This is a genomic window from Variovorax endophyticus (assembly GCF_025376855.1).
Lineage (GTDB): Bacteria > Pseudomonadota > Gammaproteobacteria > Burkholderiales > Burkholderiaceae_C > Variovorax.
In genome coordinates, this window is the sequence record NZ_JAHUTH010000052.1 from 18,212 (window position 1) to 36,361 (window position 18,150).

Below are 18,150 nucleotides of genomic sequence, written 5' to 3' on the forward strand. Positions count from 1 at the left end.
ACTTCGCAGACCAGTTGTTATGCAGGCCGGAGGTTGACAGGACACCGGCTCGCCGCACCTCAGCGAACCTGCGTGGGTAGGCATCGGGCGACCACGCGAAGCACCCGCGCCACAAGCTCCGCCCTGACGGCGGCGCAGCATTGCTTCCACTTGTCCTATGGCTCGGGGTTTTCCTGGAAAGCACCCACCTGCGAGGACCGGTGGTACAGCGACAGGTAGCGCCACCCGACGATAGCCGCGGCCAGCCCCGACAGCGCCGCCACTCCCATCGCCCAACGCGCTCCAAACGCGTCGGCCACCCAGCCGACCAGAGGCGCACCCATCGGCGTGCAACCGAGCAGGATCGCCAGCAGGATCGCCAGCACGCGCCCGCGCATGGCGGGCTCGGTCGACAGCTGCACCCAACTGTTGACCGTGGTGGTGAAGGTTTGCGCGGCCACACCCACCACGATCAGCGTCATGCCGAAGAGCCAGTAGCCGGGCATCAGCGCGGCCAGCGCGCAGCCCGCGCCGAAAACGGAAGCACCCACCACGAGCACGCCCATGCGCGGCTTGTCGCGCCGCGCGGCCAGCAGTGCGCCCATGACGGAGCCGATCGCCATGATCGAAGACAGCAGGCCGTACTGGTGAGCGCCCGCATGAAAGACGGTGACCGACATCGTGGAGATGAAGATCGGGAAGTTCAAGCCGAAGGTGCCGATCAAAAAAAGCATGAACAGCACGGCCTTCAGGTCGGGGCGCCGCCAAACGTAGCGAAAGCCCTCGAGAAAACTGCCACGGGTGCGCACCGCGCGCTGGCGCAGATGGAGCTCGTGCACGCGCAGCATCCTCATCGCGCCGATGACGGCCACGTACGACGCCGCGTTGATCACGAAGACCCAGCCCGTGCCGACCGCGGCAATGAGCACGCCTGCGACCGCCGGGCCGATCATGCGCGCGGCATTGAACGACGTGGAGTTCAGCGCCACCGCATTCTGCAGATCGATCTCGGTGACCAGTTCCGACACGAAAGTCTGGCGCGCCGGCGCATCGAAGGCGGCCACGCACCCCAGCAGCAGCGCGAACACGTACACATGCCACAGCTGCACGAGGCCGGTGAGTGTCAGCAGACCCAATCCGAGCGCCAACGCACCCATGGTGGCCTGCGTGACCATCAGCAGCTTGCGCCGGTCGAGATGGTCGGCCGCCCAGCCGGTGAGCGGCAGCAACAGCAATTGCGGGCCGAACTGCAGCGCCATCACGATGCCGACCGCGGCGGCGTTGTGGCGCGTGAGCTGCGTGAGCACGATCCAGTCCTGCGCGGTGCGCTGCATCCAGGTGCCCACGTTGGACACCGCTGCGCCACCGGCCCACACGCGGTAGTTGTAGCCCCGGAGCGAACGGAAAGTGCTGCTGCTCACCGAGCAAGCAGGTCGATGATTTCCTGCGTGGTGCCGGTTTCGCCCAGGCGCGGAAAGATGCGGGCGATGCTGTTGGCGTGAGCATCGGCGTTCATGTCGGTCATGGCGTCGATGCCGAGCGTGACGTTGAAACCCAGTTCGTAGGCCTGGCGTGCGGTCGACTCCACGCCGATGCTGGTGGCGATGCCGACGATCACGACCTGCGTGACGCCCAGCGCCTTCAGGTGCGATTCGAGCCCGGTATTCGTGAAGGCACCCCACGTGTGCTTGGTGACCAGGTGGTCCCCGGTCTGGCGGTCGAGTTCGGCGGCCAGCTCGGCCCAGTCGGCGGGCAGTTCGCCACCGGGGCGCTGCTGCTGGGTGCGGCCCTTGGCACCGCCTGCCACGTTGACGAGCACCACGGGCAGCGCACGTTGGCGGAAGGCAGACGCCAGGGCGCTGGCGCGCTGCACGATCTCGCCGGTGGCATGCGCGACGGGCAGTGCGAGGATGCCCTTTTGCAGGTCGATGACGATGAGGGCGGTTTGGGGATCGAGGGTGGTGACGGGCATGGTGGGTTCGCTTTCAATCTTCGGCGAGGCGTTTGAAGAGTTCGATGGAGGCCGCGAGCGCTTCCTGCTCGCGCGGGGCGAGCCTGGTCTGGATCACCTGGAACAGCCAGTCCTCGCGCGCGGCGCGGGCGTCCTTGATCCATTGGCGAAAGACCGGCGTGACCGACCAGATGGTCTGGCGTCCATCGGCCGGGTCGGGCGCACCGCTGACGAGTCCCGCCCCTTGCAGCGCGGCCACGGTCGCGCCCATGGATTGAGGGCGCACACCCACGGTACGCGCGAGGGTCGTGACCGTGGCCGGACCTTCGCGCTCAAGATGCAGAAGCACGGTCTTCTGGGAACCCGTGAGATCGCCGGCATGCGACTGCTCGCGCAGTCGCCGGTTGAGCTTTGCCACCAGCATGCGCAGTTCCGCAGCGAGGGTGTGCGCGCGTAGATCGTGAGGGGCGCTTACCGGCTCATTCATCAAGCCATGCTAGCCGATACAAAGTCAAACTACAAAGTTTTCCTTCATAGATTTCTTAGCCTTTGATGAGGAGCATTAAGGTGAAGGACCGCTGTTCAACTCGACGAGCCTGCCAAGCTCAAGCCCGACGCCGAGGGCTTCAGTGACGCGGTCAGCACCCGAAAAGCGTTCTCTGACTGGTGCATCGGCGCGGCTCGGGTGCGCCGCAGTTCCTCAAATCAAGGCCTGTCCCCTTCCCCTCGTCTTTTGTCGTAAAAAAGGGGGCCATCACCCGAGGCAGGATCGCCAGATCTATTCCCAGGCCGGAATCGGAGATGCAGACAGCAGCATACGGGCCTGGCGCCAGTCCCTCGAGCGCCGTCGGACTGCCAAGCGCAACCTCAACGGGTGCGTACGCAGCTTGATCGACCCTCCGCCGGGCATTGCATCGCGTGAGTTGACCAACACATTCAAGCTGGCCACCTCAAGTTGCGTCACGTCGATCTCCAAATTCCCCGCGTTGGGCGCCAGGTCGAATTCGACATAGATCAAATCACCGAGAGTGCGCGCGGCCAACTCGGACATTCCTTGTGCCACCGCGTTGATCCCTACCACTCGGCCGCGCAGTCTTTGGCACCTCGAGAAAGCAAGCAGCTGCTGGGTCAGCGTTGATGCTTTAAAGATTGTCGAACGCAGGCTCTCAACCCCTCGACGAACGGTGCCCTCTTCGAGCATGCCCCTTTCCAACTTCACCTCCGTATGTCCAGATGACCTGACATCACCTGAAGCAGGTTACTGAAGTCGTGCGAGATACCGCCTGTGAGTGCCCGAGAGCCTCCATCTTGTGCGCTTGTGCGAGTGCTTCCTCGGCGTCGCGGCGACGGCTGGCATCGAGCTGGGACGCAAAAAAGAAGACCGCCGCGGCGCGCTCGACAATCGACCGCGCCGTTTCAGGCCGCAGCATTCAAATCGAAGGGCGGGCTTCTTCCTTGTGCCTGATGCAGTATTCCAAAGCGGCCTCAAGCATGGGCCAACTGGCGAAAACGTACACACGTTCCACCTTGTCCCAACGCCCCCCAAATTCCTTGAGCGTCAGCGCGAGCCCTGAGAAGCTGCCCAGAAGAGCGGGCTTGAATTGCCCATAGAGTTCACAGTGATCGGCCACGGTGCACCCGAGGCGCGCCGCGAGGCCCTGCACACGGTCCGTACCGTTCGGAGGAGGAAGAAGCATGTATCCATTCTCGCAAATGCTTTGTCTGCTGGCTTGTCTCGCTGCGTCTCCCCACGGAGGACCTACCGAGCAACGCGAACGGGTGCTGCGAACGCCAATGAGAGCCTGCAGAAAAAAGACGACAGCGAACTTCCTTTGGTGTCACCTCGAAAAGCGTCTGCACGTGCGAGCGTCCACGCTGCTGCCGGCACAAGGCTGAGCAGCGCTAACCGCGCTCGCCAAGCACTCAGACTCGTGCATCGAACTACGCCCCTGCGCGTCGAGAAAGGCCTGTCCCTTTCGCATCCGACCGGCGGAAGAGCGCCCTTTCGAGCTGGCTGGACACTCAGAGTAACGACGCATGGAGCGACCGACCATGATGATCTCGAGTCGAGAGCAGATGGGGGCCCAAGCATTCTCCGACCAAGCTATATCGGCTTGCCCATGGACAGGGCGGCTCTTCCTTGAGGCGTGATGCGGAAAATGATGACGCTAGCGTCCGCAGGCGGGGCGCCGACGCCTGGCAACTGGGCTTTGATCAATTCGGCCGCTTCGAGAACAATCGAATTTCGAATATCTGCTTCGTCATGAAGCTCGAGCGGAAACCTGGCGTCCTTGATGCGACGCAAAAAATCCATTGGCATGCCAGCCTTCTCCAACGGGCACGAAAATCTACTAAATCCCTGTGCGCTCAGCAATGTCATTTTACGTATGCCGTCTCTCTATCTCTCAATGACCGAAAAGCTGTCGGCCCATTGGAAGGCCCACGCCAATGCTTACCCGCAAAAATTTCTGATGACGCGCGCACAGCACGCGGAATACGTGCGCGTGCTGAAGCTCTGCGGCTCGAACAAGAGCGACTTTTTCACCCACATGGGAGTGCCGATCGAGATCGCTGAGGACACTCCCGGGTTGATGGTGGCGGCCGACGGCGTCGAGGTCTCGTTGCTGTGATGGCGCTTTCCTTTTGCTGGAAGCATTCGCGCGTGCTCACGAGGTCCTCACCCGAACAGCGTGAATGACCGTTGGTAGACATCGCGGCCGATAGTTAAGAGTGAATCTGCAGGCACATCGCTGCGATTGATGTTTCCGAGCAGGGCGAACTCTAGGGTCAGCATGGCCGGCAGGCTCGCAGTGACCTACGGTCCATGAAGGCTCCGAGGCCATCGTTGCGACACGGGCAGAATAGCCACACGACGTCTGCATCGAAATCCAAGAACCCGACAAACACGGCGAAGCTACAAGCTCGGCCGTCGAGACGGCAAGCGCTGCCGTGAATGATCAAAGCAGCGCGCGCTCGAGCGGACCCATCTTTTCTTGTGCTACTGCATTCGTGCAGAGGTGGGTGAGTCGGAAGACGGTGATCTGCGACGCCGCGTGACGATGCGTGACATTCGTTGGCGCCACAGCGGCGGCCGCGAAGGCGACTGCGGGTAGTCGAATTTGGCGAGCTCTTCACGCCCCTTTTGCGTGACTGCGAGCACCTGAGCAGCCAAGCCGTCGCCCGCCAGCGTGAGCGGATTGGTTGGCGCCGGAACCAGCGCCACAACCAGGCCCGCCGCTCTGAGGATGCGGACTTGGTCGATGTCTTCGGGTCGATAGAACGAGACCGGCAGGCGGGACGTCGCGATCTGCCGCAACAAGTTCATGGTCATGAAAACCTCCTTTTTAGTTGACCAAAACTTCGACGGTGATCAATCTAGGTCCCACTCGGCAAGATTTCAAGAGACGTTCGACTTGTCACAGCGATCCTAAAAAAAGAGCCCGGCACTGGGCCGGGCTGAGGTTTACAGCAAGGTGCCACGACGCAGCCGTGGCGTCAGAAATGTAGGGTTCCCGCGCTTTACGCCATGTCAGACAGCTTTGATTCTTTGCACGTCGAAGGCGCGGCGGCGCGAGGACGCGGGAACGCGAAGAGCAAGAGGAACGCGGGTGACGCCGAGAACGTGAACAGAAGCTGGCGGCGACCGAGCGCCTACTGCAAGCTTGCTGCAACCTGGCGCTCCCAGCCGGAGGCGAGAGGAACGCCTCGATGAGATCTTGTTTCCCAACCGGTGGTCCGGCCAAAGATCACGCTGTCGGAGGCAAGCTTGCCGCTGATCTCAACACGGGCACCTAGACAGCCCGCGAGGCATGCGCAAACTCAAACTGATCGCGGGACTCGCTGATGGCCTCAAAGAGATCTGGTTCTTCCCAGAGTTCGCGCAGCAGCTCATCGGCCCGCACACGCAAAGGCGTGACCTCCGCATGGCCGAGCGGACCGAGCCGAATCATCGCCTCATAGACCGCCGCCTCAGCTGCAGCCCACGCCTCATAGCGTTTATCGAATGCAATGGTGGTCATTCCGAACTCCTGGGTCATCGTTTCTACCCTGGGGCCTGCAAGATCGATGTAGGACTTTTGACTATCCGCAAGACAAGCCGTTCGCCAACGGGTGCGCGGTGTCGGTCGGCGCCACGAGCCATGGTCGATGAAGCTGATCATGGAAGCCGTGGCGTCTGGTCGGGCGCACTGCATTCAACGGCACGCCTGCCGATCCTGCTCAAGCTCGAGCGTCACGGATGCCGGATACCGGCTTCGAGATAGTCCATGAACAGCGCCCGCTCCTGTACTTCGTTGCCACGTCGCCCGATCGACAGCGGCCCGAAGGGTGAGCGCATGGCGTAGCTGCGGTACGAGATGCCGTAGTACAACGAGTTCATCGTCAGGAGGAGGCGGAACTTCAGAACTTCGAGGGGTACCGCCGGGATCAGCGCGGCAAGCCTGTCCAGTGCGAGCGTCAGTATGTCGCGGTGCATGTCGGCCGAAATTTTCTGGCCTTCCTCGCCGAAATCCCAGCCGAGCCGGCCGATGAAGCACACGGCGTCGCGGCCCAGCCCGGCCTCGGACAGCATGTCGATCATCGGACCGAAGGCTGCGTCCAGCACGTCGCGCACGGTGTGCGGTCCCCGGTCCAGCGCCTCGAGCCGCGCGCGGCAGCGCGGCTCGAGGATACGCTGGAGCATCCGCGCCACCTCGGTCACCACACTCTCGCGATTTCCGAAGTGGTAGTGCAGCGCCGACAGGTTGCCCGCGCCCGCGGCCGCGACGATCCTGCGCAGCGACACGGCATTCATGCCCTCGCGCGCGAACAACCGCATGGCTTCCAGCAGCAGGCGCTCGCGCGTGGCGGCGGCCGACGCCGCCAGCGCGGGTGGGCGTTTTTCCTTCGGGCTCGTTGCAGGACTGGGCATGGGACGCAGATTGTGACCGCTGGCCGGGCTAGGGTTAGTTCTAATTCGATTGAATTAATTCAATGGAATTATTCACCCGTTCCATCTGGGCCGGCTCGGCCCCGCGCGGGGACCCCCGTACGTCAAATAACCGAAGGAGATATGGATGATCAAAGGCATGGCATCGCCCGAGGGGCGCCGTTGCGGCACGCGGTGGATGGCCGCTTGCGCCGCTACCGCCTTCTTGCTGGGCTGTGGCGGCGGAGGAGGGAGCAGCGCCAGTTTCATATCGTGGCCCACGGTGCCGGCGCCCGACGGCAGCCATGAGCCTGCACCGGACAACCAGCCCCGGCTCATCGGCGTGTTCGCAGGCGGACCGGTTGTTGGCCTCGACTACCGTGGCTCCGTCACAGGGGCGCGTAAGACAGACGCGCAGGGGCGCTACGACTATGCGCCAGGCGAAACGCTGAGCTTTTCGATTGGTGAATTGCCGCTGGGCACCGCGCCCGCCGCGGACGCGCTGTCGCCGCTGAGCATCGGCGGCGCCAGCTCGCCGGCCGACCCCCGCGCCACCAATCGCCTCGTACTGCTGCAGACGCTCGATGCCGACGGCGACCTCAACAACGGCATTCAGGTCACCGGCGCAATTCGCGACATCGTGTCCCGGCATGCCGCGGCCATCGATTTCTCCCAAACGGCCACGGCCTTCCGCGCAAGCCTCGCACCATTGCTCGCAGCGCTCGATGCGGCCGGCGCCTTCACGGATCTCGATCCGCGTCCGCGCAGCGCGCGCGGCGCCGTCGCCGCGCAGGAGCACTACACCCGCGCCACCGCCGCGCGCAACCTCGTGACCACCACCGGCGGTCCGCTGCGCGGCTTCGAGTCCAGCGCCACGACCTGGCAATACCTTGGCATTCCCTACGCGCAGCCGCCGGTCGGCGCGCTGCGCTGGCGCGCGCCGCAAGCGCCCCAGCCCTGGAGCGGGGTGCGTGAGGCGGTGGCCTGGGCAGATCAGGCCGCACAGGTCCAAGCGCTCGAGCGCTTCGGCGAGGGCGGCATGAGCGAAGACTCGCTGTATCTCAACGTGACGGCACCCAAGTCGGCCTCCAAGCTGCCGGTGATGGTGTGGTTCCACGGCGGCGGGTTCACTTCGCTCACGAGCAACACCAAGCCTTTCAACAACCCGAATGCCCTCGCCAGCAAGGGCGTGGTGCAAGTCTCGGTGAACCATCGCCTCGGCGCCCTCGGCTACATCGCGCACCCCGCGCTCAGCGCCGAGAGCGGTCACGGCGGCTCGGGCAACTACGGGCAGATGGACCTGGTGATGGCACTGCAGTGGGTCAAGGCGAACATCGCGGCCTTCGGCGGCGACCCCGACAACGTGACCGTCTTCGGCGAGTCCGGTGGCGGGCGCAAGGTGCTTTCACTCATGGCATCGCCGAGCGCGGCCGGCCTTTTCCACAAGGCGATCAGCCAGAGCGGCACGCTGATTCCCGACACCCGCACGCTGGCCTCGGCCGAGGCGGTCGGACTCGCGCTCCAGACGCGGCTGGGCGCGGCCTCGCTCGAGGAGATGCGCAGCCGCCCCTGGACCGAGGTGGTCGCAGCGGCTTCCGTGCTCGTGCCCTACACCAACATCGACAACGGCTATCTGCCGTACAGCGAGCGCGTGAGTTTCGAGTCGCGCCGACACAACGACGTGCCCTTCATGATCGTGGTCAACACCAACGACACCCCCGACCCGATCGAGACGGTGAAGAACGTGTTTCCCTGGATGACGACGCACAGCGCCAGCCGGCACTATGCGGCCCTCTTCAGCCAGGTGCCGGGCGGCTGGCGCGCCAGGGGCGTGAAAACGTATCACGCGGGCGAGCTGGCCTACGTCTTCAATGCGCCTGAGAGCGTCGTCACCCACTACCTGCTCGACCTGGTGATCGACCCGGCCACCGGCAGCAAGCTCGCAATTGGAGACCTCAACGGCAACGGCGTCAGCGGCTCCGCGGGCGACACGCAGGACATCCTTGCCTCGGCCGGTTTCGACAGCGCTGATGCGAAGGCCATCGAGAACAGCATGGCGATCTGGACCCAGTTCGCCAAAACCGGCAACCCAAGCGTCGCGGGATTGGTTGACTGGCCTGCCTACACGCCCGCGAACGACCGCTTCGTCGAACTCGGCGCCGCGCCCGTGGTCCGCACCGGCCTGTCGAGCGTCTTTCCCTGAGCGCGCTGCCGGAGCGCCGCGTCGCCAGATCGCGAGGAGGCGCGGCGGCGCGGCCACGCCTTTCGTTCCCGCACACCACACCACAAGGAGACCTTCATGCACTCACACACGGCCCGCGCCGAGCGGCGCCGCTCGCGCGTCCTTTGCCTCGCAGCCTGGGCGAGCACCGTCGCCCTGCTCGGCTGCGGAGGCGGCGGCAATGGCGCCAGCCTCGCGTTCGTCGCGCCGCCTGCGGGCGACACCGCGCCCGATACTCAGCCCAAGCTCACGGGCACGTTCACGGGTGACCCTGTGTCGGGACTCGATTACCGCGGCTCACTGAGCGGCGCGCGCACCACCGATGCCGAAGGCCGGTACCGCTATGCGGCCGGCGAGACCTTGAGCTTCTCGATCGGTACATTGCCGCTGGGCTCGACGCCGGCATCGGCCGCCGTCTCGCCGCTCGCCTGGGTCGGGGCCGACAGCACGACCAGTGACGTGCGTGTGAGCAACCGCCTGGTGCTGCTGCAATCCCTCGATGCCGACGGTGATCTCAACAACGGCATACAGATCACCGAAGCGATCCGCCAAGCGGTCTCGCGTCAAGCCGCCGCGATCGATTTCGCACAGCCCGCGGCCGCGTTCCGTGCCAGCATTGCGCCCCTGCTCGCAGCGATCGAGACGGCAGGCGCCTTCTCCGACCTCGACCCGCGACCGCGCACGGCCAGGACCACCGCAGCCGCACAGGAACACTACACGCGCAGCACGCGCACGCGCCACCTCGTGGCCACCACGGGCGGTTCGCTGCGGGGCTTCGAGGCAAATGCCGGCACGTGGCAGTACCTCGGTATTCCGTACGCGCAACCGCCAGTCGGTCCGTTGCGTTGGCGCGCACCGCAATCGCCCGCACCCTGGAGCGGTGTGCGCCAGGCCATCGCCTGGCCCGACCAGTCGGCGCAGAACCCGACGATGGAGGCCCTGGGCGAAGGCGGCATGAGCGAGGATTCGCTGTACCTGCACGTGACGGCGCCCAAAAGCGCGTCGAAGCTGCCGGTGATGGTGTGGTTCCACGGTGGCTCGTTCGCAATTCTCACAGCCAACTCCAAGCAGTACAACAATCCCGATGGCCTGACCACCAAGGGTGTCGTGCTGGTCACCGTCAACCACCGACTGGGGCCGTTCGGCTATCTCGCGCATCCGCTGCTCAGCGCGGAAAGCGGCCACGGCGGCTCGGGAAACTACGGCCAGATGGACCTGGTGAAGGCGCTCCAATGGGTGAAGTCGAACATCGCTGCTTTCGGCGGCGATCCCGACAACGTGACCATCTTCGGCCAATCGGGTGGCGGCGGTAAGGTCTATGGCCTCATGAACGCGCCCGAGGCTGCCGGCTTGTTCCACAAGGCCATTGTGCAGAGCGGCGCCAATGCCATCGCGACGGGCGGAACACCCGCGAGCTCGCTGGCCGGCGGCGAAGCAATCGGCAAGGCCGTGTTCGAGCGCGTCGGCGCGACCACGCTGGCACAGGCGCGCGCCCTGCCGTGGACCGCCTACACCCAAGCCGACCTCGACGCGGGCATTCCGCGCGAGACCTACCGACCCAATGTGGATCATCGCCACATGGTGAAGACCTACGGCCAGAACATGGCGGAGGGCATGCCCAGCGACGTGCCGCTGATGGTGGGTGCGACCTCGGGCGACTATCCCTCGCTTCGCGCGTCGCTGCCGGTATTCATGGCGCAGCGCGCGCCAACCTATCGCTCGCCCCAATACGTCTACCGGTTCAGCCGCGTGCCGGACGGCTGGTCGGCGATGGGCCTGCTCAGCGGCCACAGCGGCGAGTTGCCCTACCTGTTCGGCTACCCGCAGGGCATGGTGACGAACTACGTGATGGGTCTCGTGCTCACGCCGGCCGGCGCGAAGGCGCCCATCGGTGACCTCAATGGCAATGGCATCACCGGCACCGCTGGGGACGCGGCCGATGTCCAGGCGTCGATGGGCTGGGGACCGAACGACGAAGCCATCACTGAAACCACCATGACGCTATGGACCCGTTTCGCGAAGGATGGCAATCCCAGCATGGACGCGCCGGAGTGGAAAGCCTACACGCCTGCCAGCGACGCCTACTTGGAAATCGGGCCGGGCGGCGGTGCCACGCCGCGCACCGGCTTGGCCAGCGCCTTTCCCTGAACGCCACGCCACGCCGGCTTGCCCAAGGTCTCGCCTCGCGCGCAGCCGCCGGCGGGGGCGCTGCCGAAGGCGATCACCGAGCCGCTGAAGGTGATGGCGCCGATGGCCGCGCCCAGGAACAGCTCCAGGCGGTTGCCCGCGGGGATCGGGTCGCCCTTGAGCGCGATGTTGAAGGCATGCGGCTCGGCCACGGCGGCCACCGCGATGAACACGGCCGCCAGGCCGATCATGCTGTGCATGAAGGCCACCAGCTCGGGCATCCTGGGCATCTCGACCCTGTTGGCCATGTAGGCTCCGAGGCCCCCGCCGACGACCCGCGCGACCAGCGCGACCAGCACGTAGGCCAGGCCCTCGAGATTGCCGCTGGCGAGCTTGTAGATCAGCGCGCCGGTGGTCAGCACGGCGATCGCCATGCCGGTCATGCCGGTCATGCCGACGACGTTGCCGCGGATCGAGGTGGTCGGGTGGCGCAGGCCTTGGCTAGCCGACCGTTCGCCAGAGCGTGGCACACGGCAGCGCAATGCTCTGCGCGTTCATTGCCAGTCGACCGAAAGCTCAGCCTGGATGATCGGATCGATCCAGCGCGGCATCCCAGATGCCCATGGCTTGGACCACGGATTCCTCGACGACCGCGAGCCGCACACGGTCGCGGGCCAGGACGGACAGACCCAAGAAGAAGCTGTCGAACGCGGCGGCCATTGAGGCCGGGTTCGTGGACTTGCGCAGTTCCCCGCTTTTGATGGCCCGCTCGACGCAGGTACGGAATCCAGCGCGGGTGCGACTGCGCACATCTCGGAGCATTGCGGTGATGGTTTCGCTGCCCGACGAGCAGGCTCCCATCACGCCCAACGCAACCATGCAACCCTTTGGGTGCCCTCCCTCCCACTGCATCTTTGCCGAGCGCTTCAATGCAAGGAACACCGCTTCTCGCGGCTCTAGCGAAGGATCATGCAGGCTTCTGGTCAAGTGGCCGTAGATCTCCATGTATCGATCCAGCGCCTCCTTGTATAAGGATTCCTTGGACTCGAAGGCCGCGTAGAAGCTGGGCGCGGATATGCCACTGCCCATCGCCGCCTTCAGTTGAGACAGCGAGGTCGATTCGAAGCCATGCTCCCAGAACAGGTGCATGGCCGAGGTAAGGGCCGCATCTCGGTCGAATGCGCGCGGTCGGCCTCGCTGAGCCATGAAGATCTCCGCCAGTTCAAAATTACATACTAGTCGATACACAATAAATCGGCAAGCAAAGACCTCCTCTCCCGGCTGGCAAATCGACCGGGGGGAACCGAGCCGTTGACAGCCTTCGAACGCCGCCATATATTTGTACCAATCGATATTTAAATCGACACGTTTGAAGTATGCGCTTGAACACCAGGCGCCCGCGCAGGAAGCGGGCTCCACGCCCCGGTCGCTTCAGTCGCGCTTTTTTTTACTAATTTTTGTACCACTCGGTACATTTTCCCGGTGCGCTCACAGATCGCTCGCACCGCTCACTCACGGAGAACCCGCATGTCCCAAGAACTTGAAGCTCGCCTCGACGCCATCGAAAGCCGCTTCGCCATCGATGCCTTGATCGCCAACTATGCGGAAGCGTTCGACACGATGAATGTGGAACTCCTCGCCACCCTATGGCATCCCGACTCTCGGCTCTTGCTCGGCGCCAATGGAAACTCGGAAGGACTCGATGAGATCCTGGCGCAAGCACGCGTCAACATGAAACGCATGCCGCACATGCATCACTGGATGGCGAACGCGATCATCACGCTCGACGGCGACAACGGCCATGGGCTGGTTGCGGCGGACTGCCTCTTCTACGACGTCGAGAAGGGACCGCTGCAAGTGAGCGGCCAGTACAAGGACCTCTACCAGCGAAGAGACGGGCGATGGGCGTTCCAGCAGCGCATCTTCGAGATGCATTTCGCCACGCCGCTGCAGAACTGGACCCCCATCATGGGCACGGAACGCTTCGGTCGCCCCATCTGATGCGCGCCGCCGCAACCGAAATCATGAAAGAAACAAGTTCAGATTCGCGTCGGTGGCTCGCATTCGCGGTGTTGCTGGTGGGGGCGTTCCTGCCTCCGCTCGACTTCTTCATCGTCAATGTTGCGTTGCCGTCCATTCAGGGCGACCTCGGCACGAGTGCTGCTGAATTGCAACTGGTGATCTCCGGATATGCGGCGGCTTACGCGGTCTTCCTCATCACCGGTGGGCGGCTTGGCGACCTCTTCGGCCGACGGCGCATGTTCCTGCTCGGCATCAGCGGCTTCGGACTCACGTCCTTACTGTGCGGCCTCGCAAGCTCGCCTTCCATGCTCATCGTGGGACGCATACTCCAAGGTCTCAGCGCAGCCGCCATGGCCCCACAAGGGCTGGCCTCCGTTCATGCGCTGTTCCCGGTGCGGGAGCGCTCGCGTGCGCTGGGCCTTTATGGCGCCACCGTCGGGCTGGCGGCAGTGATCGCGCAAGCCCTGGGCGGCGCATTGATCTCCGCAGACGTCTTTCACCTTCAGTGGCGAATCATCTTCCTGATCAATCTGCCCGTGGTGGCTGCGGTCCTGATCGGTGGATTGCCTTTGCTGCCGAACGTTCGTGGCGATAGCCCCGCGCCCATCGACTGGGGCGGTGTTCTGCTCTGCGCGCTCACGCTGAGCCTGCTGATCGTGCCGCTGGTAGAGGGGCGCGAAAGGGGCTGGCCATGGTGGGCATGCGCCATGCTCATCGCGACACCTGTCGCCGCGCTCGGTTTCTGGCGCTATGAAAAGGCGTTTTCTCGACGAGGCGGCGTCCCGCTCGTCAGCATCGACCTGGTCCGCATGCCGGGATTGATGAGCGGTCTCGCCGGCGTCCTCTTTTTCTACGTCGTCTCTGCCTTCTTCCTGGTGTTCTCCGTCTACCTACAGTCGGCGCTGGGACTGGATCCTTTGGCAACGGGACTGGTGTTCCTGCCCTTCGGCGTCGGCTTCTTCATCGGTCCGTTGACGACACCGCTGGCCGTCCGCCTCTTCGGCAGTTGGGTTCCCGCCATCGGCATGCTGCTCGAGGTGGCCGGGTGCCTGTACCTTGCGGCGCTGGTTGCTGGCGCCCCCGCACGAATGCCCGCCCAGTTTCCGCTCATCGTCGCGGTTGGACTTCTGGGTTTCGGGCAGGGATGGGCACTGCCTACCCTCGTGCGCTCGGTCATCGACCGTGCACCCGTGAGCGGCTCCGGAATGATTGCCGGCATCACCAACTCAGCCTTGCAGATCAGCGCCGCCCTCGGCGTCGCGGTCATCGGCGGCGTCTTCTTCAGCGTCGCGGGTACTTCGCCGAGCGCGAGCTCCATGGCCAAGGGACTGATTGCCGCCATGCTCTGCATCGGGGCCAGTCTGACCGTTGCGGCCATCCTGTCCGTTGTGGCTTCGAGGTCGGGAATCAGCGTCGCTCCCCGGCCGGCACCCAACTAAGGGCTGTTGGCACCACCCAATTCCGGACGGGATGGTTGAAGCTGCTTGGCCTGGAGAGCACGGCAGAGCAGTTCCACTGGGTTGCTGCGAATGCCCGAACGGCCGTGGCGTTCAGTCGGCCGCCTGGACAGACCCACCATGGACCGGAACGGAGGCGGCTGCTTCAAAGCTCGCGGTGGTCATGGATCGGGTCTCGCGGTGAGACCATGAGACATGAAGGCGCCGCAACGAGGTCAACAGGGAAGTCGTCCTTCGCGTTCTTCGATGTGGGGCGGCGATGGTGGCCTTATAGACTTGGCCGACCCGCTCGTGCGGGATCGAGTCAAAGGTCCATGAAGAAATGAAAGCCTGCCTCCTCCATTTGCTGGCGAGGGCCGCGGTCGCCGTCACTGTCGTCAGCGCAGCTGCCGCCGAACCGCGCGAGAAGCCGCTGGAGGCGCCCGGGCCGCTGGGTCCGCTGCGTGGCACCCTGCTGTCGCCGGCTGCTCCGGATACGCCGCTCGCTCCGGTGCTACTGATCGTGCCCGGCTCTGGCCCCACGGACCGCGACGGCAACAGCCCGCTGGGAGTGAAGGCCTCGACGTACCGGCTCCTGGCCGAAGGCCTCGCAGCGAAAGGGATCGCCACAGTGCGGATCGACAAGCGCGGCTTGTACGGCAGCGCCGGCGCGGTTGCCGACGCCGACGCGGTCACCATCAAGGACTACGCGGGGGACGTGCGCCGCTGGGTCGACACGATCCGTGAGGCCTCCGGCGCCGGATGCGTCTGGGTGCTGGGCCACAGCGAGGGCGGACTGGTCGCGCTGGCGGCGGCAACCGCGCGGCAGGATCCGACCGTCTGCGGCGTGGTCCTGGTGGCGAGCACGGGCCGGCCGATGGGACAGGTACTGCGTGAGCAGTTGCGGGCCAATCCCGCCAACGCGCCGCTGCTCGACCAGGCCATGGCCGCCATCGATGCGCTTGAAGCCGGCCGCCAGGTGGAGATGGCCGATGTGCAACCGGCGCTGCGGCCTGTGTTCCACCCGAAAGTGCAAGGGTTCCTGATCAGCGCATTCGCCATTGACCCCGCGGAGTTGGCCGGCCGGTACACGAAACCCATGCTGATCGTGCAGGGCGGGCGCGACCTTCAAGTCGGCGTCGCGGACGCACAGCGGCTGCGTCAGGCAGCGGCGCAGTCGAAGCTGGTGCTGCTTCCGGAGGCGAACCATGTGCTGAAAGCTGTCGAGACCGACGATCGGGCCGCCAATATTGCCACCTACGGTCGTGCTGACCTTCCACTAGCACCCGGGGTCGTCGACGCGATCGCCGACTTCGTCCTGACGCGGCGATTGCAGCAAGCGCCTCAGGCTGGTGCGGCACGCTGAACGGTCACAACGGCGCCGCCTCGGTCCCGGAACCCGCGCGCCTTCACGATCTGTCGAATGAATCAGCGACCACCCCGACGACCGAACGTCATGGTCTCGAAGACGCCATCCCTTCGCACCCAGGCATGAAGAAGCGCAGCCGCGAAGTGCAGCAGGAACAAAGCGAACAAGCAGAACGCCAGAAAGCGATGGGCGCTCCACAGGATGCTGTGCAACTCGGCACTGGCCGGAACGATCGGGGGGAGCCGCATCCCGGCCAAGGTCACGGGATAGTCGGCAGCCGACAACATGGACCACCCGAGCAAAGGCATCGCAATCATCAGCGCGTAGAACGCGACATGCGACAACCTGGCCGCAAGCTTCATGGGCTCGCTCATGCTCGCCGGCAGCGACGGTGCCCCGCTGCGCCATCGCACGACGAGACGCAGCAGCGCCAGGACAAGTATCGCAATGCCGAGTTGCTTGTGGATGCCCACCAGCACCAGGTAAGCGCGATCGATCGTGGACATCATGCCGACCCCGATGAACAGCATCGCGAGGATGCCGATGGCCATGACCCAATGGAGCACGCGCTGCAGCTTCGAGAATTTCATGTGTTGATGGCTCATGGCTTGGCTTCGGCTTGGACGCGCGGGTAATGTTCCGACTCCGAGGTGCGGCGGTCATAGGACACCGCATAGGCCGCCGAGCGCGCCGCGGGGAACGGATCGTCGGAGGTCTGCATTCCCTCGGGCAGAACCGTGGGATCGAAGTTGATGTCGCGGCACGGTCCGTTGGCCTCGGCTTCGATCCGGGTCACCACGAGCGTGCCCGCTTCAATCTGCCGGCGATCGGCTGGCCAAACCAGGGTAGGGTCGGCCGTGGGATCGCCCGGATTGGCGAGCGTCAGCACCAGCCTCCACTTTTGCGGGGCATTCGCGACCCGTTGGAAGAGTTCCTTGAAGAGGAAGTCGGGATCGCGCTTCTTCAGGTCCTCCGAAGGCACCGGAACCATCGCGGCGGTCGGAATGAATGACCAGCGCACGGTCTGCTTCTGACCCTGTGCATTGGTCAGCACGAAACTGTTGAGGCTGTTGAAGCGATCCTCGGCATAGGACTCGGCATACGGAGCGCTGCCAGCCCACGCACCGAATGCGCGAAGCGAAGGGTGACTGGCTGCGAACTGCTTGATTGCGCCGGGGTCATCCTTGTTCGCACTGGCGCGTTGGAGTTCATAGAACTCCTTCGGCGTCGCGATCGGAAAGAACGGCGCATTGATCATCGCAGTGCGCCACTCCTGCTGGTCTGGCGCCTCGATTCGAACACTCAATCCACGTACACGACCCGTGCCATCCGCCATGGTCGGAATGGGGCCCGCGAGGTTGAAGCGACCCATGACGGGGTAGCTTCCGGCCTTGAAGATGGACGCTCGCGAAACCGCGACCGCCTCGCCGTTCGCCTCGAAATTTCCTGCGAAGCAGATGCCTTTCGCATGATTGCGTCGGAAGCCTTTGACCGGTCCGCTGGCCGGCGCGAGCGAATCCACGATTTTGGCGGGCGTCAGGCGCGAAGGTGTCAGCCACCCAGCCGCATAGGCAAAGGCACAAGCCACGGCCCCGACCGAAAGAGCGATCGCGGCGAATCGGCCGACAGTGGGTCGCCCGGTCGCAGTTTGATCCTGAGGGGTCTTCATCCGCCTACGCTCCCGTGCCAGTGTGGGAGGCTGTCAGCGAAAGATCGCTGATGTGTAGGTACACCCCCCAGCGCGGAGCCGATCGCGACCCGTTGTGAGTCGACTCGCTGCGTGAACCACGGAAGGCACCGCGATCAGACAGCAGGTAGTGCGTGTGTTTAGAACTTTTCATCTCATGCCCTTTCAACGGCTTGGCAAGCAGCCAGACAACGCCGGCCTGGCGCTTGCTCAGGGCTTAGTTCGACAAGAGATGACTGCTGGTTACACGCCCTTCGAAGAATTCTACGGAAACACGGTCCGCCGCGTAGACGTCGACAAGAGGCAAGCTTGGGTGATGCCGCAACGCAAGTGATTGGCGCCGGATTCTCTATTCGACCGCCTTGCCCATCTCCTCGACCACCTTCTTGGCGTCGCCGAACACCATCATGGTCTTGTCCATGTAGAACAGCTCGTTGTCCAGGCCCGCGTAG

The 18,150-nt window shown here is 64.5% G+C and carries 19 protein-coding genes and 1 pseudogene; 6 read left to right on the forward strand and 14 right to left on the reverse strand.

Going from position 1 to position 18,150, the window contains the following annotated elements; all coding sequences use genetic code 11:
- Window positions 1-155 precede the first annotated feature (155 nt).
- From KV106_RS38565 to KV106_RS38590, 6 genes are all read right to left on the reverse strand, one after another.
- The gene (locus KV106_RS38565; protein WP_261217561.1) at window positions 156-1,400 is read right to left on the reverse strand and encodes an MFS transporter; all 1,245 of its coding nucleotides are present in this window, start codon (window positions 1,398-1,400) and stop codon (window positions 156-158) included.
- Entirely contained in the window at window positions 1,397-1,951 is a 555-nt protein-coding gene (locus KV106_RS38570) for an isochorismatase family protein (protein ID WP_261217563.1), read from the reverse strand. Before KV106_RS38570 ends, KV106_RS38565 begins: the two co-directional genes overlap by 4 nt.
- A 13-nt stretch (window positions 1,952-1,964) precedes the next feature.
- On the reverse strand, window positions 1,965-2,417 hold the full coding sequence (locus KV106_RS38575) for a MarR family winged helix-turn-helix transcriptional regulator (protein ID WP_409976602.1): 453 nt from the start codon (window positions 2,415-2,417) through the stop codon (window positions 1,965-1,967).
- Window positions 2,418-2,708: 291 nt separating this feature from the next.
- Window positions 2,709-3,131: a hypothetical protein gene (locus KV106_RS38580; protein WP_261217565.1), complete on the reverse strand. Its 423-nt coding sequence runs from the start codon at window positions 3,129-3,131 to the stop codon at window positions 2,709-2,711.
- Window positions 3,132-3,360: 229 nt separating this feature from the next.
- Entirely contained in the window at window positions 3,361-3,627 is a 267-nt protein-coding gene (locus KV106_RS38585; RefSeq protein ID WP_261217566.1) for a hypothetical protein, read from the reverse strand.
- Between the two features lie 407 nt (window positions 3,628-4,034).
- The gene (locus KV106_RS38590; protein ID WP_261217568.1) at window positions 4,035-4,250 is read right to left on the reverse strand and encodes a hypothetical protein; all 216 of its coding nucleotides are present in this window, start codon (window positions 4,248-4,250) and stop codon (window positions 4,035-4,037) included.
- Between KV106_RS38590 and KV106_RS38595 the strand changes: the two genes are divergently transcribed.
- On the forward strand, window positions 4,249-4,560 hold the full coding sequence (locus KV106_RS38595; RefSeq protein WP_261217571.1) for a hypothetical protein: 312 nt from the start codon (window positions 4,249-4,251) through the stop codon (window positions 4,558-4,560). The genes KV106_RS38590 and KV106_RS38595 overlap by 2 nt on opposite strands.
- Before the next feature lie 368 nt (window positions 4,561-4,928).
- Here KV106_RS38595 and KV106_RS38600 read toward each other — a convergent pair whose 3' ends face one another.
- The 3 genes from KV106_RS38600 to KV106_RS38610 form a co-directional block, all read right to left on the reverse strand.
- The gene (locus KV106_RS38600; protein ID WP_261217573.1) at window positions 4,929-5,261 is read right to left on the reverse strand and encodes a hypothetical protein; all 333 of its coding nucleotides are present in this window, start codon (window positions 5,259-5,261) and stop codon (window positions 4,929-4,931) included.
- A gap of 460 nt (window positions 5,262-5,721) precedes the next feature.
- On the reverse strand, window positions 5,722-6,090 hold the full coding sequence (locus KV106_RS38605) for a hypothetical protein (RefSeq protein ID WP_261217575.1): 369 nt from the start codon (window positions 6,088-6,090) through the stop codon (window positions 5,722-5,724).
- A 71-nt stretch (window positions 6,091-6,161) separates the two neighbouring features.
- Window positions 6,162-6,839: a TetR/AcrR family transcriptional regulator gene (locus KV106_RS38610; RefSeq protein WP_057591499.1), complete on the reverse strand. Its 678-nt coding sequence runs from the start codon at window positions 6,837-6,839 to the stop codon at window positions 6,162-6,164.
- A gap of 145 nt (window positions 6,840-6,984) precedes the next feature.
- Here KV106_RS38610 and KV106_RS38615 point away from each other — a divergent pair, with 145 nt between their 5' ends.
- Window positions 6,985-9,039, forward strand: coding sequence for a carboxylesterase/lipase family protein (locus tag KV106_RS38615; RefSeq protein ID WP_261217577.1), 2,055 nt, complete (start codon window positions 6,985-6,987; stop codon window positions 9,037-9,039).
- Window positions 9,040-9,135: 96 nt separating this feature from the next.
- Window positions 9,136-11,205, forward strand: coding sequence for a carboxylesterase/lipase family protein (locus tag KV106_RS38620; protein ID WP_261217580.1), 2,070 nt, complete (start codon window positions 9,136-9,138; stop codon window positions 11,203-11,205).
- A 62-nt stretch (window positions 11,206-11,267) separates the two neighbouring features.
- Here the strand turns inward: KV106_RS38620 and KV106_RS38625 are convergent.
- Window positions 11,268-11,726 (reverse strand): annotated as a pseudogene (locus KV106_RS38625) (NAD(P)(+) transhydrogenase (Re/Si-specific) subunit beta); the annotation flags it as partial.
- A 34-nt stretch (window positions 11,727-11,760) separates the two neighbouring features.
- Window positions 11,761-12,603: a TetR/AcrR family transcriptional regulator gene (locus tag KV106_RS38630; protein ID WP_261217582.1), complete on the reverse strand. Its 843-nt coding sequence runs from the start codon at window positions 12,601-12,603 to the stop codon at window positions 11,761-11,763.
- Between the two features lie 108 nt (window positions 12,604-12,711).
- Here KV106_RS38630 and KV106_RS38635 point away from each other — a divergent pair, with 108 nt between their 5' ends.
- The 3 genes from KV106_RS38635 to KV106_RS38650 all read left to right on the forward strand — a co-directional run bounded on the left by KV106_RS38635 (window position 12,712) and on the right by KV106_RS38650 (window position 16,008).
- The gene (locus KV106_RS38635; RefSeq protein ID WP_261217584.1) at window positions 12,712-13,185 is read left to right on the forward strand and encodes a nuclear transport factor 2 family protein; all 474 of its coding nucleotides are present in this window, start codon (window positions 12,712-12,714) and stop codon (window positions 13,183-13,185) included.
- Window positions 13,185-14,645, forward strand: a complete 1,461-nt coding sequence (locus KV106_RS38640; protein WP_314733670.1) for an MFS transporter — start codon at window positions 13,185-13,187, stop codon at window positions 14,643-14,645. The genes KV106_RS38635 and KV106_RS38640 overlap by 1 nt, the downstream gene beginning before the upstream one ends.
- Before the next feature lie 340 nt (window positions 14,646-14,985).
- On the forward strand, window positions 14,986-16,008 hold the full coding sequence (locus tag KV106_RS38650; RefSeq protein WP_261217586.1) for an alpha/beta hydrolase: 1,023 nt from the start codon (window positions 14,986-14,988) through the stop codon (window positions 16,006-16,008).
- 62 nt (window positions 16,009-16,070) lie between these two features.
- Here KV106_RS38650 and KV106_RS38655 read toward each other — a convergent pair whose 3' ends face one another.
- The 3 genes from KV106_RS38655 to KV106_RS38665 form a co-directional block, all read right to left on the reverse strand.
- Window positions 16,071-16,616, reverse strand: a complete 546-nt coding sequence (locus KV106_RS38655; RefSeq protein WP_261217588.1) for a cytochrome b — start codon at window positions 16,614-16,616, stop codon at window positions 16,071-16,073.
- Window positions 16,613-17,680, reverse strand: coding sequence for a catalase family peroxidase (locus KV106_RS38660; RefSeq protein ID WP_261217590.1), 1,068 nt, complete (start codon window positions 17,678-17,680; stop codon window positions 16,613-16,615). The genes KV106_RS38655 and KV106_RS38660 overlap by 4 nt, the downstream gene beginning before the upstream one ends.
- Before the next feature lie 367 nt (window positions 17,681-18,047).
- On the reverse strand, window positions 18,048-18,150 hold a 103-nt coding region (locus tag KV106_RS38665; protein WP_261217594.1), incomplete at its 5' end, for an NAD(P)(+) transhydrogenase (Re/Si-specific) subunit beta.

Excerpts from the sequence above, each read along its gene's own strand:
- KV106_RS38595 (WP_261217571.1), top strand. The coding sequence starts at position 4,249 with ATGCCAGCCTTCTCCAACGGGCACGAAAATCTACTAAATCCCTGTGCG.
- KV106_RS38655 (WP_261217588.1), bottom strand. The coding sequence starts at position 16,616 with ATGAGCCATCAACACATGAAATTCTCGAAGCTGCAGCGCGTGCTCCAT.
- KV106_RS38660 (WP_261217590.1), bottom strand. The coding sequence starts at position 17,680 with ATGAAGACCCCTCAGGATCAAACTGCGACCGGGCGACCCACTGTCGGC.
- KV106_RS38580 (WP_261217565.1), bottom strand. The coding sequence starts at position 3,131 with ATGCTCGAAGAGGGCACCGTTCGTCGAGGGGTTGAGAGCCTGCGTTCG.
- KV106_RS38620 (WP_261217580.1), top strand. The coding sequence starts at position 9,136 with ATGCACTCACACACGGCCCGCGCCGAGCGGCGCCGCTCGCGCGTCCTT.
- KV106_RS38575 (WP_409976602.1), bottom strand. The coding sequence starts at position 2,417 with ATGAATGAGCCGGTAAGCGCCCCTCACGATCTACGCGCGCACACCCTC.
- KV106_RS38640 (WP_314733670.1), top strand. The coding sequence starts at position 13,185 with ATGCGCGCCGCCGCAACCGAAATCATGAAAGAAACAAGTTCAGATTCG.
- KV106_RS38650 (WP_261217586.1), top strand. The coding sequence starts at position 14,986 with ATGAAAGCCTGCCTCCTCCATTTGCTGGCGAGGGCCGCGGTCGCCGTC.
- KV106_RS38590 (WP_261217568.1), bottom strand. The coding sequence starts at position 4,250 with ATGCCAATGGATTTTTTGCGTCGCATCAAGGACGCCAGGTTTCCGCTC.
- KV106_RS38585 (WP_261217566.1), bottom strand. The coding sequence starts at position 3,627 with ATGCTTCTTCCTCCTCCGAACGGTACGGACCGTGTGCAGGGCCTCGCG.
- KV106_RS38600 (WP_261217573.1), bottom strand. The coding sequence starts at position 5,261 with ATGACCATGAACTTGTTGCGGCAGATCGCGACGTCCCGCCTGCCGGTC.
- KV106_RS38615 (WP_261217577.1), top strand. The coding sequence starts at position 6,985 with ATGATCAAAGGCATGGCATCGCCCGAGGGGCGCCGTTGCGGCACGCGG.
- KV106_RS38610 (WP_057591499.1), bottom strand. The coding sequence starts at position 6,839 with ATGCCCAGTCCTGCAACGAGCCCGAAGGAAAAACGCCCACCCGCGCTG.
- KV106_RS38570 (WP_261217563.1), bottom strand. The coding sequence starts at position 1,951 with ATGCCCGTCACCACCCTCGATCCCCAAACCGCCCTCATCGTCATCGAC.
- KV106_RS38605 (WP_261217575.1), bottom strand. The coding sequence starts at position 6,090 with ATGATCAGCTTCATCGACCATGGCTCGTGGCGCCGACCGACACCGCGC.
- KV106_RS38635 (WP_261217584.1), top strand. The coding sequence starts at position 12,712 with ATGTCCCAAGAACTTGAAGCTCGCCTCGACGCCATCGAAAGCCGCTTC.